This window comes from Arthrobacter sp. 2RAF6 (genome assembly GCF_052115205.1).
GTDB lineage: Bacteria > Actinomycetota > Actinomycetes > Actinomycetales > Micrococcaceae > Arthrobacter.
The window spans coordinates 33,605-47,793 of record NZ_JBFRGF010000020.1; the positions used below are offsets into that span (position 1 = coordinate 33,605).

Here is a 14,189-nt window from a genome sequence, read left to right on the forward strand (position 1 = left end):
ACCGCCCGGGAGGTTCCGGGGCCGTCCGAAAGTTTCCGGGCAAAGGGGAAGCCCCATCAGCGTTTAGCCGTTGGTGGGGCTTCGACTTTTCGGCTGCCTGGTGACGTCTTGGCGGTCTGGCGGAATCCTCGGACTTTCAGGTCTTCCTACCTCGTCACTGGTAGCTTGCATCCAACTTTGCCGAAGGCTGCGTCAGATGCATATCACTGAATCTCTGGTTTCCGTGTCCCTCTTCTTTCGAAGTGGGTAAGTTCTATTCTTGACCTGCTCCCCGGCCAGCACAAGCCCTCTTCGGGAACTACTGGCATGTAATTCGGGTGCTTTGTGGCACAGTGTTGCTATGCCAGAACTTCCCGAAGTGGCCGGGCTGACTGCCTTCCTGGGCAGGAATCTTCTCGGTGCCGAACTGACGAAGATCCAGATCACTTCTTTTGCCGTGCTGAAGACAGCCGATCCGCCTTACTCAGCCCTGGAGGGCCACAAAATCGTCGGGGTGGACCGCTTCGGAAAGTTCGTCAGTCTCGATGCCGAGGGCATCCATTTCGTCTTCCACCTAGCCAAGGCCGGATGGCTGCGCTACACGGAGCAGCCATCACAGGCCCAGCTGCGGATGGGCGGCAGCAATATTGCCGCAAGGCTCGGCTTCACCAAGAGCGACGGGTCGACCCACGTAGGTGTTGACCTCACGGAGGCCGGAACGAAGAAAAGCCTGGCCATATACGTGGTGCGCAATCCCCTGGACGTCCCCGGGATCGCGGCACTCGGCCCGGACCCGCTGAGCCCTGAATTCACGGCGGAAACCCTGGCCGGAATCCTTTCCACAAGCGCGCACCAGGTCAAGGGACTCCTTCGGAGCCAAAGTGTCATCGCGGGCATCGGCAACGCCTACAGTGACGAGATCCTTCACGCCGCCAGGATTTCACCTTTCGCGATCGCCAAGTCGCTCGACAAGGACACCACCCGTGTCCTCTATGAGTCCATCGAAAGTGTCCTTGGCTCAGCTGTCGCCACCGCCGTCGGGAAGGCCTCAAGCGAACTCAAGGACACGAAGCGGAACACCATGCGGGTCCACGGCAGGGCGGGCCAGCCTTGCCCCGTGTGCGGTACTACCATCCGCGAGGTGTCCTTTGCCGATACGGCGTTGCAGTATTGCCCTGGCTGCCAGACAAACGGAAAGATCCTCGCGGACCGTAGGACGTCGCGATTCCTGAAATAGCCGTGCCTGGCGGCTCGAACGGCCACCACGGCGCCAGCTGGTTGATCCAGGCTGGTTGATTCCGGCTAGTTGAATTCCGGGCTTTCCGTACGGCTGCGCTTGAGCTCGAAGAAGTGCGGGTAGCCGGCCAACGTGACGGTGGCGTCCCAGATCCGCCCGGCTTCCTCGCCGCGGGGAATACGGGTGAGGACAGGGCCGAAGAAGGCTGTGCCGTTGACGGCGACCACCGGGGTGCCGACGTCCTGGCCCACCAGGGAGATCCCCGATTCGTGGCTGGCACGCAACTGGACGTCGTATTCCTCGGAATCGGCGAACTGGGCCAACTCGGCGGGGAGGCCGGTTTCAGCCAGGGCCTTGGAGATGACCTCGGAGAAATCCTTGATGCCTTCGTGGTGGATGAGGGAACCCATCGCGTCGTACAGCGGTTTGATGTATTCGTTTCCGTGCAGCTCGCGGGCGGCAATGATGACACGGACAGGTCCCCAGCCCAGCTTCATTTTCTCGGTGTATTCGGCAGGCAGCTCGCGGCCTTCGTTGAGGACCGAAAGACTCATGACGTTCCAGTTGGTCTCGATGCCGCGAACGTCTTCCACTTCACCGATCCAGCGGGATGTCACCCAGGCAAAAGGGCACATGGGATCGAACCAGAAATCGACCTTGTTGGCGGTCTGCTCGGGCACAGGGAACTCCTTCGATAGGCGTAAGGGGGCGCGTTGGCCGGACGAAACGGTGTCCGGCGCCAATGATGCCAACCTCCGGCTAGGCGGACTTATTCCGACGCTTCGCAATGACCTCGTGCGCGATCATGGTGGGCTGGCCCTTCTTGTTCACGGCATCGGCAGTGATGACGACGCTGGCGATGTCGTCCCTGCTGGGCAGGTCGAACATGACCGGCAGCAGCACTTCCTCCATGATGGCACGCAGGCCGCGGGCCCCGGTGCCACGTTCAAGGGCTTGGTCCGCAATCGAGTCAAGGGCGTCGTCGTCGAACAAAAGCTCGACGCCGTCCAGCTGGAACATCTTCTGGTACTGCTTGATCAGGGCGTTCTTGGGCTTGGAGAGAATCTGGATGAGCGCGGACCGGTCAAGGTTGGACACGGTGGTGATCACCGGCAGGCGTCCAATGAATTCAGGAATCAGCCCGAACTTGAGCAGATCCTCCGGCATCACCTCGCCGTAGCTGTCCGCGTTGTCCTTCACCTCGTTGAGCGGAGCCCCGAATCCAATGCCTTTGCGTCCGGACCGCGAGCCAATGATGTCCTCGAGCCCGGCGAAAGCACCGGCCACAATGAACAGCACGTTGGTGGTGTCGATCTGGATGAATTCCTGGTGCGGGTGCTTACGTCCGCCTTGCGGCGGAACTGAGGCCACGGTGCCTTCGAGGATCTTCAGGAGGGCCTGCTGCACGCCTTCGCCGGACACATCGCGCGTGATCGACGGATTCTCGCTCTTGCGCGAAATCTTGTCGATCTCGTCGATGTAGATGATGCCTTGTTCGGCCTTCTTGACGTCGTAGTCGGCGGCCTGGATGAGCTTCAGCAGGATGTTTTCGACGTCTTCGCCGACGTATCCGGCCTCAGTCAGGGCCGTGGCGTCGGCGACGGCGAAGGGTACGTTCAGACGGCGGGCCAGGGTTTGCGCCAAGTACGTCTTGCCGCAGCCGGTGGGGCCGATCAGCAGGATATTGGACTTGGCGATCTCCACGTCTTCGTGGTGTCCGCCTTCGCCGAGGCCGGTCTTCGGTGCGTGGCCCGCCTGGATGCGCTTGTAGTGGTTGTAGACCGCGACGGCGAGGGAGCGTTTCGCGGGCTCCTGGCCAATGACGTATTCCTGGAGGAAATCGAAGATCTCCCGCGGCTTGGGCAGCTCGAAGCTACCAAGATCCGATACTTCGGCGAGTTCCTCTTCGATGATCTCATTGCAGAGTTCGATGCACTCGTCGCAGATGTACACGCCGGGCCCGGCAATCAGCTTCCGAACCTGCTTTTGGCTCTTTCCGCAGAAAGAACACTTCAGCAGATCCGTGCTCTCGCCAATCCGAGCCATGTGGGAATCCCTTCGTTTCATGCGGGTGGTGCAGCCCCGTACCTATCCGCAATTTCGCAAGATCGCAGCGGGGGCGCCACCATGACAACTTCCACTGTAGGACACAATGGGCTGCTTGGGTTGAAACAGAACGCCGATGCGGTCCATATTTCCTGAACCGCACCGGCGTCGAGTTTTGGCCAGTTACCTGGCGATCGCCTGGGGCTTGATCTTGCGGGAATCGAGCACCTGGTCGATCAATCCGTAGTTCATTGCCTCGGCAGCGGTGAGGATCTTGTCGCGCTCGATATCGTTGTTGACCTGTTCCGGCGTCCGGCCGGAGTGCTTGGCCAGCGTGTCCTCAAGCCATGAGCGCATGCGCATGACTTCTGCGGCCTGGATCTCGAGGTCGGAAGCCTGGCCCCCTTGGCCGCCGGACAGCGACGGCTGGTGGATCAGGACCCGGGCGTTGGGCAGGGCGAGGCGCTTGCCCGCCGTGCCCGCCGCGAGCAGCACGGCCGCGGCACTGGCCGCCTGGCCCAGGCAAACGGTCTGGATCTCCGGACGAATGTACGTCATCGTGTCGTAGATAGCCGTCATGGCCGTGAAAGAGCCGCCCGGCGAGTTGATGTACAACGTGATGTCGCGGTCCGGGTCCGTGGACTCGAGCACCAGCAGCTGGGCCATGATGTCGTCGGCGGATGCGTCGTCAACCTGCACGCCGAGGAAGATGATGCGGTCCTCGAAGAGCTTCGTGTACGGGTCCTGGCGCTTGAAGCCGTAGGGCGTACGCTCCTCGAATTGCGGGAGGACGTAGCGGCTGGACGGGAGATTACCGGCAGACCATCCAAAGTTGTAGTTCATTTTTATTGCTCCTGATCTGAATGTTTCTTGGTGCCGGTTAGTTCTCTGAGTTCGAGGCGTTGGCCGTTCCGCCACCGCCGGCAACCGAGCCTGCGTGAGCGGCGATCTTGTCGAAGAAGCCGTACTCGAGAGCGTCGACGGCCGTGAACCACTTGTCGCGGTCATTGTCCTTGAGGATGGTATCGACAGTCTGCCCGGTCTGTTCGGCAGTCAGCTCAGCCATCACCTTCTTCATGTGCAGGATCAATTCGGCCTGGATCTTGATGTCCGACGCCGTGCCACCGATGCCGCCGGAAGGCTGGTGCATCAGGATGCGGGCGTTGGGTGTGGCGTAGCGCTTGCCCTTGGTGCCCGAGGAAAGGAGGAACTGGCCCATGGAGGCCGCGAGCCCGGTGGCAACCGTCACGACGTCGTTCGGGATGAACTGCATGGTGTCGTAAATGGCCATGCCGGCAGTCACGGAGCCGCCAGGAGAGTTGATGTACAAGTAGATGTCCTTCTCCGGGTCTTCAGCGGAGAGGAGGAGGAGCTGGGAGCAGATCGCGTTGGCGTTCTCGTCGCGGACTTCGGATCCGAGCCAGATGATGCGCTCTTTCAGCAGGCGGTTGTAGATGTAGTTGTCCTGGGCCGCTGGATCGACGGTTGCCATCCTGGGGGCCTCTGCGTGCTGTGACATAAGTACTTACCTCTCGCTGGTGACAGGGCCATTGCTGAACTTGCCATCCCTGATCTTCACTACTTGGACACTAACCGTTTTCCACGGCGATTTGTTCTCCCAAATCGCGCTGTTCGCTGACGGCGCACGATTGCGGAAGGGGGCGCTTTCCATGCTCCCGGGCTTAAACCAAGCCGCCCCCGGATCAAGGATCCGGGGGCGGCGAGAGTTGAAACTAGAACTTCACTGCGGCGGGGTCGTCGCTCGGAACAACGGCTGCTTCTTCGGCCTCCTCGACGGAGACCTCTTCGCCAGCGGGGCGCACGAAGTCGCTGAGGTCCACCTTGTTGCCTTCGGAGTCGACAACCTCGGCCTGGCCGAGGACAACTGCGAGAGCCTTACGGCGACGTACCTCGGAAACCATCATGGGAACCTGGCCGCTCTGATCGATGATCTGGGCGAACTGGTTCGGATCCATGCCGTACTGGCTTGCCGTGCTGACGATGTAGTCGATCAGCTCGTTCTGGCTGACGCTCACTTCTTCCTTGTCGGCAATGGCGTCAAGGATGATCTCGTTCTGGAAGGCGCGGGCGGTGTTGGCCTTGACCTCGGCGCGGTGTTCCTCGGTGTCGTGCTCGCCTTCACCGTGGGCGTTCTCCGGGTTGAAGTGCGCTTCGAGCTGCTCTTCGACCACGGAGTCCGGAACCGGGACCTCGATGAGCTCGACGAGCTTGTCCAGGACCTTGTCGCGGGCTTCGACGCCCTGGCCGACGACCTTGGACTCAGCGGCCTGCTTGGCAAGGTCTTCACGCAGTTCGGCAAGGGTGTCGAACTCGGATGCCAACTGGGCGAAGTCGTCGTTGGCCTCAGGAAGCTCGCGCTCCTTGACGGTCTTGACAGCAACCTTCACCTGGGCTGCCTCGCCGGCGTGCTCGCCGCCAACCAGCGTGGTGTCGAAGATTGCTTCTTCTTCGGCAGAAAGGCCGGTGACGGCCTCGTCGAGGCCCTCAAGCATGGTGCCTGCGCCAACCTGGTAGGACAGGCCGGTGGCGGAGTCGATCTCGGCGCCGTCGATCGTGGCGGTGATGTCGATGGTCAGGAAGTCACCATCGGCGGCCGGGCGGTCAACGGACTTCAGCGTGCCGAAGCGGCCGCGGAGCTCGTCGAGGCCCTTGTCGACGTCGGCGTCGGAGGAATCGGCTGCGGCAACCTCGACCTTGATGCCGGCGTAGTCGGGCAGTTCAACCTCGGGACGGACGTCGATCTCAACCTGGAACTTCAGCTCACCGTCGGTCGAGGACGGGTCCGGAACCTCGGTGATCTCAACCTCGGGACGGCTCAGCGGGCGGAGGCCGGCTTCCTGGACGGCAGCCTGGTACCAGCCGTTGAGGCCATCGTTGATGGCGGTCTCCAGGACGTAGCCGCGGCCAACGCGCTGGTCAACCAGCTTGGAGGGAACCTTGCCCTTGCGGAACCCGGGAACCTGGATCTGCGAAGCAACGGTCTTGTAAGCGGCATCGATGCTCGGCTTCAGTTCCTCAAAGGGAACCTCAACGTTGAGCTTGACCCGCGTGGCGGTGAGGTTCTCGACAGCGCTCTTCACAGTCTAAGTACTCCTGGTTTTGTGGGATGGGGTTCTGCCGCGTTCCGGATCGGAACAGGCACACAGAGTCGGGGTGACAGGATTTGAACCTGCGACTTCCTGCTCCCAAAGCAGGCGCTCTAGCCAAGCTGAGCTACACCCCGTGAATGCACAGGACAGTCTACGGGCATCTCGGCGGAGAATGCACATTTGACACTTGGCCCCTGAATTAGGTTTAGTTATATCCGGCTTCAACAGCCGCCGGAAAGATGCGCGGATCGCTCTGAGAGATTCATAGAGATCCATGCAGTCTTGCCCGGGGACGTAGCTTAATGGTAAAGCCTCAGTCTTCCAAACTGATTACGCGGGTTCGATTCCCGTCGTCCCCTCCAAGAACGAAGGGCCCCTCATCGAGGGGCCCTTTCGTGTTTCCGGATGTCTGCACCCAGCCAGCGCCGGACGTCAGTTCTGGCAGCCGGGGCACCAATAGAGTTTGCGCGCACCGATCTCGGCCATCCCCACCGCTTCGCCGCATCGCCGGCACGGCTGGCCCTGCCGCTTGTAGACATAGTGCGCCTCGCCGTCGAGCGCTCCGGCGTTCCCGCCGCTCCACAAAGCCGACGGGGTCGTAACAATCCGCCCGTCACGGACGCCGTCGGACATCGCCGCCACGGTGTCATCCCAGAGTCGTCCGGCGGTTTCGGGGCACAGGGAGCTGCCAGGAGTCCACGGATCAACGCGCTGGCGGAACAGTACCTCCGCGCGATAGATGTTGCCGATCCCCGCCACGACCGACTGGTCCATGAGGAGGAGCCCGAGGGCGGTCTTGCGGCGCAGCAAGCGCCGGATGAACTCCTCGCGGTCGCCGGAGTGGTTGTGGAGGGGATCGGGACCTAAGCGTGCCAGGACGGCCGCGGCCTCTGCTTCGGTGATCGCGGCGCACGTGGTGGCGCCCCTCAGGTCTGCCCAGCCGTTCGCCGAAACGAGGCGCACGCGCACGGCACCCACGGGCTCGGGCGGACCCGCGTAGCTGCTTCCAGGGCTCCCCGCGCGGGGACCCGCACCCAGCCCGTCATCCTGCCCTGCGTCCTGCGAGAAGGTCTCCCGTTCGCCGATCCGCCGCGGCGCACCGATGCTCGAGGCCCCGCGGAAAGACTCATCGCCACCGAAACTCCACGCACCATAGAGACCCAGATGGACGTGCAGAAGAACCCCATGGTCAAAACGGAGGAAGAGCTGCTTGCCGTGCGCCGTCGCTTCGAGCAGCTCGTGGCAGTCCAAAAGCGCCGCGCCCGCTGCGAACCGGCCTTGGGGGCTGGAGACCTCCAGCACCTGGCCGGCGAAAACATCCTGGAACTGGCGTGCCAGGCGATGGATGGAATGCCCTTCAGGCACTACGCTACGATTTCGCCGGTGTTCTCATAGACGGCGATTTTTCCGATGCGGCGCACGTGGCGTTCGTCGTTGCTGAACGGTTCTTGCAGGAAGGCCTCGATCAGTTCGGTGGCTTCCTCGACGGTGTGCTGGCGGCCGCCGACGGCAACCACGTTGGCGTCGTTGTGCTCGCGGGCCAGTTTCGCTGTGGAGAGGTTCCAGGCGAGTGCGGCCCGGACACCCTTGACCTTGTTCGCGGCAATCTGTTCACCGTTGCCGGATCCGCCCAGGACGATGCCCAGTGCGTGCACACCGGCCTCTTGGTCGGCGACAACGGCAGCGGCCGCGTTGATGCAGAACGAAGGGTAGTCGTCGAGGGCGTCATACACCTTGGGGCCGTGGTCGACGACGTCGTAGCCCTTGGCCGTCAAGTGGCTCACGAGGTGGGCGCTGAGCTCCATGCCGGCGTGGTCCGTGGCGATGTGGACGCGGGGTGTGGTCACAGGAAGTCCATTCAGTCTGGCGCGCGAACGCGGCAATGCCGGGCGCGGCGGTGAGGGATGCGGTTCCTAGGTTACTAGGATGGGGCCCCGCCTCACCTCTTAAGACGAAGCCAGCAGGCCGGACAATCCTCCGGCTCTCAGGGGGCCGGAGGCTGTTCGCCGCGCTGGGCACGCGCAGCGACCCGGTTCAGGATTCCTGCGAGCCGGTCCGCCGTGGCCGAGGTCCCGGCGCTGAATGCCACCCTGCGGCCGCTGACCTGGCGGACGACGACGGCGGGACCGCTGCTTACGAGCATGGCCGTGGCTCCTCCGTGGTGCCGGAGCCCCCAGCCGCCAAAGTCGGCGGCCCTGACTTCCTGCGCGGCAGCGCCTGCGATATCCACGGCAGGCACAGTGAGGACCCGCAAAACGCCCGCGACAAAGACCTGCACGCCTCCCCTGTCCGCCCTGACCCGGACGAAGAGGAAACAGGCTCCGATGACGGCGACCACTGCGAGCAATGCGCCCAACCACGGGAGCGCAATCGCGATCAACATGGCGGGGAACAAGGTGGCCACGCAGATCATCACGAACACCGAACTCCGGGCGTGGACCCACAGCAACATGGAATCCTCCGCCAGGCCGGGGTCTTCCCTCCGGATCCTTTCGGCCTCGAGGGCGGCGTCGTCTTCCGGCGTCCAATGCGGGTCGGGCTTGAAAGCCATCATCATGACCACGCCCAGGGGCAGCGCCGCGCCCGCGCCCAGCGCGAGGACCGTGGCATCAACGTGGGAGCTGCGGGCGTCAGCGAGGCCCGTCTGCCCCACGAGGCCGGCGGCAAGCACGGAGGTGATGAAGAGGGTCACCATAAGGCCCATGCCCATCATGACCCGGCGCATGATCACGGGCCGGGCAAGGGGAACGGCCTGGATGAACACCAGCCAGCCCGCGACGACCAGGAACCCTCCGCCGCCTAAAACGTAGGCGAGGAACGGTGCGAAGCTGATGCCGCCGTCGGCGTTCCACGCGATGGCGACAGGATCGGGAAGGTTGTTGCGCAACATGAGTGCGCACACAGCAAATGCGCCCGCCAGCAGCAGTGGAAATGCCACCGCAAAGCGGAGTGCCCGGAGGTCAAACGAGTCGCGCATCTTTCCCATATTCCAACGCTACCCCGCGCCGGCGACACTGTGATCGAGCTTCCTTGCCAAGGGGGGATCAAGTGAAAGAATGACTTCACAGCGCCGGCGCTGGCTGAAACCAACCGGCTTCTCGACACCATTCTTGGAGGCAAACCTTGCCAGGCCTGAACCTGACGCGCGCCGAAGCCGGACAGCGCGCAGAATTGCTCACCGTGAGCTCGTATGACGTCACCCTCGACTTGACGAAGGGCGCCACGGTATTCGGCTCCACCACGGTGGTGAAGTTCTCCGCCGTCGAGGGCTCCTCGAGCTTTATCGACGCGATCACGGAGACCGTGCACAGCGTGACACTGAACGGCATCGAACTCGATCCGGCAGCGGTGTCCGACGGCGTGCGCATTGAATTGCCCGGGCTCGCCGCGGAGAACGAACTCAAGGTAGTTGCCGATGCCCCCTACATGAACACCGGTGAGGGCCTGCACCGTTTCGTGGACCCGGTGGACAACGAGGTCTACCTGTACACGCAGTTCGAGGTGCCGGATTCCCGCCGCATGTTCGCTGTCTTCGAGCAGCCGGACCTGAAGGCCGCATTCACGTTCACGGTCACTGCGCCCTCGCACTGGGACCTGATCTCCAACTCGCCCACTCCGGTACCGGTGGAAACCACTCCCGGAGACGGCGGCGGAGCGCGCTCCGTCTGGCATTTCGCCCCCACTCCCCGCATCTCTTCCTACGTCACTGCCTTGATCGCGGGACCGTACCAATCGGTCCGCAGCAAGGTCACCAGCTCGGATGGCCGGGTCATCCCGCTCGGGGTGTTCGCCCGCAAGTCCCTCATGCAATACCTGGACGCGGACAACATCTTCGAACTGACCCGCCAGGGTTTTGAGTTCTTCGAGGCCCAGTTCGGATTCCCCTATCCCTTCGAGAAGTACGATCAACTGTTCGTTCCCGAGTTCAATGCCGGCGCCATGGAAAACGCCGGTGCGGTGACCATCCTCGAAGGCTACGTGTTCCGGGGGAAGGTCACCGACGCCCAGATCGAGCGCCGCGCCATTACCGTGCTGCACGAATTGGCCCACATGTGGTTCGGGGACCTCGTCACGATGCGATGGTGGAACGACCTCTGGCTCAACGAGTCCTTTGCCGAGTACATGTCCCACTTGGCTGCTGTCGAGAACACGGAATTCGACCGGGCGTGGACCACTTTTGCCTCGGTGGAGAAATCCTGGGCGTACCGGCAGGACCAACTGCCCACGACGCACCCGATTTTCGCCGAGATCAACGATCTCCAGGACGTCGAGGTCAACTTCGATGGCATCACGTATGCCAAGGGAGCTTCCGTTCTGCGGCAGTTGGTTGCCTGGGTGGGACCGGAACAGTTCATGGCCGGTGTCCGCGAATACTTCCAGAAGCATGCCTGGCAGAACACCGAACTGGTGGACCTCATGAAGGAACTCGAAGCTGCCAGCGGCCGCGATTTGGACCAGTGGGGCAAGCTCTGGCTCGAGACTGCCGGCGTCAATACCCTCTCCCCCGAGCTCGAGGTCGGCGCCAACGGCATCATCACGTCCTTTGCGATCCTGCAGACGGCTATCGACGAGCAGCCCACGCTGCGGCCGCACCGCCTCGCCGTCGGATTCTACGACCTCTCAGCCGAAGGCAAGCTTGAGAGGACCCACCGTGAAGAGCTCGACGTCGACGGCTCCCGGACCGACGTCTCCGCCCTTGCCGGAAAGGCACGTCCGGACCTGGTCCTGCTCAACGACGACGACCTCGCCTACGCCAAGGTGCGCCTCGACCCCACATCCTTGGCCACTGCGAAGGCCCACCTGAAGGACTTCGCCGGCAGCCTGCCGCGCACCCTCGTGTGGGGCTCGGCCTGGGATGCGGCCCGCGACGGCGAAACCCCGGCCCGTGGCTACGCCGAGCTGATCCTGGCGAACATCGCGTCCGAGACCGATTCTTCCGTGATCCAGACCCAGCTCCGGCAGCTGGCCACCACCCTGACTTACTACGTCGCAGCCGCGCACAAGGATGCCGCCACGGTGGCCGCCGCTGACGCGCTGTGGGAACTCTCGACCACCGCGGCCGCCGGATCGGACGCCCAGCTCCAATTCGTGAAGTCCTTCGCGCTGCTCGCCGCGAGCAGCTCCCAATTGGACACAGTCCAGGCGGTCCTGGACGGCAGCACCGTCCTGGACGGCCTGGCCGTTGACCAGGACTTGCGCTGGGAACTCCTCACCGCGCTGGTGGTGGGCGGGCGCCAGGGCCAGGACCGGATCGACGCCGAACTCGAGCGGGACCACACGGCCAATGGCCAGAACGCGGCCGCTTTGGCGACGGCAGCCCTTCCCACCCCCGAGGCCAAGGCCGCCGCGTGGAAGAAGATCGTGGTCACAGGTGAGCTTTCCAACGCCATTCAAAGCTCCGCCGTCGCGGGCTTCACCCGGGTGCTGGACACCTCCCTGTTGGAGCCGTACGCCGAAGAGTACTTTGCGGCCGTACCGGAGATTGTTGCTACCCGCACCCATGCGCTGGCCCAGCAAATCGTCGTCGGGCTCTACCCGGCGCAGCTGACCACGCAGGCCACGGTTGACCGCACGGACAAGTTCCTCGCTGAGCTGCCGGCGGATAGCAGCGCCCTGCGGCGCATGATGCTGGAAAACCGCGACGGCGTCGCCCGCGCCTTGAAAGCCCGCGCGGCAGACGTCTAGAAACCGTCGGGCAAATCACCGTCGGGCCCCGGTTCCGCTTCAGCGGGACCGGGGCCTCCTGTGTGCCGGCCGCGAACGCACCGCCGCTAGACTTTCCGCATGAGCCTGGACGAACACAGCTATTCCCTGACCGTGCGCTGGACCGGAAATGTGGGCACAGGGACTTCCACCTATCGCGGCTATACCAGGGACCACGACGTCGAGATCCCCGGCTTGCCCGTCCTGAAGGGCTCCTCGGATCCCACCTTCCATGGAGACCGTAGCCGGTACAACCCCGAGCAACTTCTCCTCGCCGCTCTTTCCCAATGCCACATGCTGTCCTTCCTGCATGTTGCGGTCAAACACGGCGTGGTTGTCACCGATTATGTAGACCACGCCGAGGGCATGATGAGGCTCAATCGCGATGGCAGCGGCCAGTTCGAGAACGTCACCTTGAAACCGCAGGTCACCGTTGCCGACCCGGACCATATTTCCCTCGTGGACGAACTGCACCATGAGGCCAACCAGGTGTGCTTTATCGCCCGGAGCGTCAATTTTCCCGTTCTTCATGAGCCGAGCACGACGGCGACCGCCAGCTAACCAGATGACGTGAGGCTGTTCCGCCAAGAATCATGATGCGCATCCGGCCAGGCTACGGCGATAGGGTTGACCGTGGACAGAGTGTTCAGCGCCCGGCAATAAAGGGCCTGGCGAACAATTGGATCCCGTGAGGAGCATTCCCGCACATGAACGTCGCCTCGTCGACCGACAACATCGTGGCCGATGCAGCCAAGATCGATTACGTGTCAATCTTCGTGACGCTGGGCATTGGGTTGGTGTTCTGGGTTGTGGCCCGGTTCATCATCCTGCGTATTACCCGCCGCGTGGCAGAGGGCACCAGTTTCTTCAAGAAACCGCATTTCAGGTGGGTCCAGCCGGCCTTCCGGGCGCTCGACCATGAACGGCGCGCCCAACGCGCCCACACGATCGGCTCGCTGCTGACAAGCGTGTTGAGCGTGGTGGTGGTGGTCATCGTCATCATCTACGTACTCAAATACCTGAATGTGGATATTGCACCGCTGCTCACCAGCGTCGGGATTTTGGGTGTGGCCATTGGCTTCGGAGCCCAACAGCTCATCCGCGATTTCCTGTCCGGCATTTTCATCACCATCGAGGACCAGTTCGGGATCGGCGATGTGATCGTGACCACCGAAGTGATTGGCACCGTTGAATCCGTAGGCCTCCGGATCACCCGACTCCGGGCCGAAGACGGCGCCATCTGGTATCTGCGCAACGGAGAAATCCTGAGGGTGGGCAACCGCTCGCAAGGCGACTACGTGCCGGAGGAACCAGCAGTCCCGGACGACGTTCCGCCGGCACCCCCGGGTACTTCGCCTGCCGAAACCGCTGCATCCGGCGCGCCTCAATCTTCAAGGGAATCCCTCAAGATTCAAGAGCAGAAAGCCGGTGAGTGACATGGGCGGCCAGCCGGTATCCTCGACACCGCAGCCAGCCGAACGGCGGCAGTTGATGCAAAACGATCCGTTCAGCCAACCTGCCTACACCGACAGCTTCTTTGAGGCCATCGGTGGCCACGAGACTTTCGTGAGGCTCATCGATGTCTTCTACGACGGGGTCGCAGGAGATCCATTGCTCCGGCCCATGTACCCGGAACAAGACCTCGCCCCGGCAAAGCGACGGTTCCTCATGTTTCTTGAGCAGTATTGGGGCGGCCCAGGTACCTACAGCGAGGAACGCGGGCACCCCCGGTTGAGGATGCGGCATATGCCGTTCCAGGTGACGCCCGAAGCCAAGGACCGCTGGCTCTTCCACATGCGCGCGGCAGTGGATTCGCTCGGCTTGTCGCCGCTTCACGAAGGCACACTGTGGGACTACATGGAGCGGGCCGCGCTCACGATGGTCAACAGCCCGTCGGTCCAGCAGCCCTGAGGGCGTGGGCGCTTAGGGATGTACCTGCCTAGAGTGGGGCAGCAGGGTCCCTACGTGGCGCGGAACGCGACACGAAAGGGCCTGCCTAGAGTGGGGCAGCAGGGTCCCTACGTGGCGCGGAACGCGACACGAAAGGGCCTGCCTAGAGTGGGGCAGCAGGGTCCCTACGTGGCGCGGAACGCGACACGAAAGGGCCTGCCCCA

At 63.0% G+C, this 14,189-nt stretch carries 13 protein-coding genes and 2 tRNA genes; 6 read left to right on the forward strand and 9 right to left on the reverse strand.

The window, feature by feature from the left end; translation table 11 throughout:
- Positions 1-340 precede the first annotated feature (340 nt).
- Positions 341-1,216 carry an Fpg/Nei family DNA glycosylase gene (locus AB4Z38_RS14925; protein ID WP_441430428.1) on the forward strand — a complete coding sequence of 292 codons (876 nt, stop codon included), beginning with the start codon at positions 341-343 and terminating at the stop codon, positions 1,214-1,216.
- Positions 1,217-1,281: 65 nt separating this feature from the next.
- Here the strand turns inward: AB4Z38_RS14925 and AB4Z38_RS14930 are convergent, their stop codons facing one another.
- From AB4Z38_RS14930 to AB4Z38_RS14955, 6 genes are all read right to left on the reverse strand, one after another.
- A complete protein-coding gene (locus AB4Z38_RS14930) occupies positions 1,282-1,896 on the reverse strand; it encodes a mycothiol-dependent nitroreductase Rv2466c family protein (RefSeq protein WP_441430429.1) in 615 nt (204 codons plus the stop codon).
- 79 nt (positions 1,897-1,975) lie between these two features.
- Positions 1,976-3,262 carry an ATP-dependent Clp protease ATP-binding subunit ClpX gene (clpX, locus tag AB4Z38_RS14935; protein ID WP_059389365.1) on the reverse strand — a complete coding sequence of 429 codons (1,287 nt, stop codon included), beginning with the start codon at positions 3,260-3,262 and terminating at the stop codon, positions 1,976-1,978.
- Positions 3,263-3,445: 183 nt separating this feature from the next.
- Positions 3,446-4,105 carry an ATP-dependent Clp protease proteolytic subunit gene (locus AB4Z38_RS14940; RefSeq protein WP_234749864.1) on the reverse strand — a complete coding sequence of 220 codons (660 nt, stop codon included), beginning with the start codon at positions 4,103-4,105 and terminating at the stop codon, positions 3,446-3,448.
- 37 nt (positions 4,106-4,142) lie between these two features.
- Complete coding sequence (locus AB4Z38_RS14945; protein ID WP_234749995.1) at positions 4,143-4,754, reverse strand: ATP-dependent Clp protease proteolytic subunit; 612 nt, start codon at positions 4,752-4,754, stop codon at positions 4,143-4,145.
- A gap of 241 nt (positions 4,755-4,995) precedes the next feature.
- Positions 4,996-6,363: a trigger factor gene (gene tig / locus AB4Z38_RS14950; protein WP_441430430.1), complete on the reverse strand. Its 1,368-nt coding sequence runs from the start codon at positions 6,361-6,363 to the stop codon at positions 4,996-4,998.
- A 68-nt stretch (positions 6,364-6,431) separates the two neighbouring features.
- Positions 6,432-6,506 (reverse strand) — tRNA-Pro (locus tag AB4Z38_RS14955).
- Between the two features lie 154 nt (positions 6,507-6,660).
- On the opposite strand from AB4Z38_RS14955, the gene AB4Z38_RS14960 reads away from it, so the two are divergent.
- Positions 6,661-6,734, forward strand: a tRNA-Gly gene (locus AB4Z38_RS14960).
- Positions 6,735-6,804: 70 nt separating this feature from the next.
- Here the strand turns inward: AB4Z38_RS14960 and AB4Z38_RS14965 are convergent.
- From AB4Z38_RS14965 to AB4Z38_RS14975, 3 genes are all read right to left on the reverse strand, one after another.
- On the reverse strand, positions 6,805-7,737 hold the full coding sequence (locus AB4Z38_RS14965) for an Fpg/Nei family DNA glycosylase (protein ID WP_441430431.1): 933 nt from the start codon (positions 7,735-7,737) through the stop codon (positions 6,805-6,807).
- Positions 7,737-8,219: a ribose-5-phosphate isomerase gene (locus tag AB4Z38_RS14970; protein WP_441430432.1), complete on the reverse strand. Its 483-nt coding sequence runs from the start codon at positions 8,217-8,219 to the stop codon at positions 7,737-7,739. The genes AB4Z38_RS14965 and AB4Z38_RS14970 overlap by 1 nt, the downstream gene beginning before the upstream one ends.
- A gap of 137 nt (positions 8,220-8,356) precedes the next feature.
- Positions 8,357-9,358 carry a hypothetical protein gene (locus AB4Z38_RS14975; RefSeq protein ID WP_441430433.1) on the reverse strand — a complete coding sequence of 334 codons (1,002 nt, stop codon included), beginning with the start codon at positions 9,356-9,358 and terminating at the stop codon, positions 8,357-8,359.
- A 137-nt stretch (positions 9,359-9,495) separates the two neighbouring features.
- On the opposite strand from AB4Z38_RS14975, the gene pepN reads away from it, so the two are divergent.
- The 4 genes from pepN (at position 9,496) to AB4Z38_RS14995 (ending at position 13,986) form a co-directional block, all read left to right on the forward strand.
- Positions 9,496-12,057: an aminopeptidase N gene (pepN, locus tag AB4Z38_RS14980; RefSeq protein ID WP_441430434.1), complete on the forward strand. Its 2,562-nt coding sequence runs from the start codon at positions 9,496-9,498 to the stop codon at positions 12,055-12,057.
- 99 nt (positions 12,058-12,156) lie between these two features.
- Positions 12,157-12,636, forward strand: coding sequence for an OsmC family protein (locus tag AB4Z38_RS14985; RefSeq protein WP_441430435.1), 480 nt, complete (start codon positions 12,157-12,159; stop codon positions 12,634-12,636).
- A 146-nt stretch (positions 12,637-12,782) separates the two neighbouring features.
- The gene (locus tag AB4Z38_RS14990; RefSeq protein WP_441430436.1) at positions 12,783-13,511 is read left to right on the forward strand and encodes a mechanosensitive ion channel family protein; all 729 of its coding nucleotides are present in this window, start codon (positions 12,783-12,785) and stop codon (positions 13,509-13,511) included.
- 55 nt (positions 13,512-13,566) lie between these two features.
- Positions 13,567-13,986, forward strand: coding sequence for a globin (locus AB4Z38_RS14995; protein WP_441430437.1), 420 nt, complete (start codon positions 13,567-13,569; stop codon positions 13,984-13,986).
- Positions 13,987-14,189: the final 203 nt, after the last annotated feature.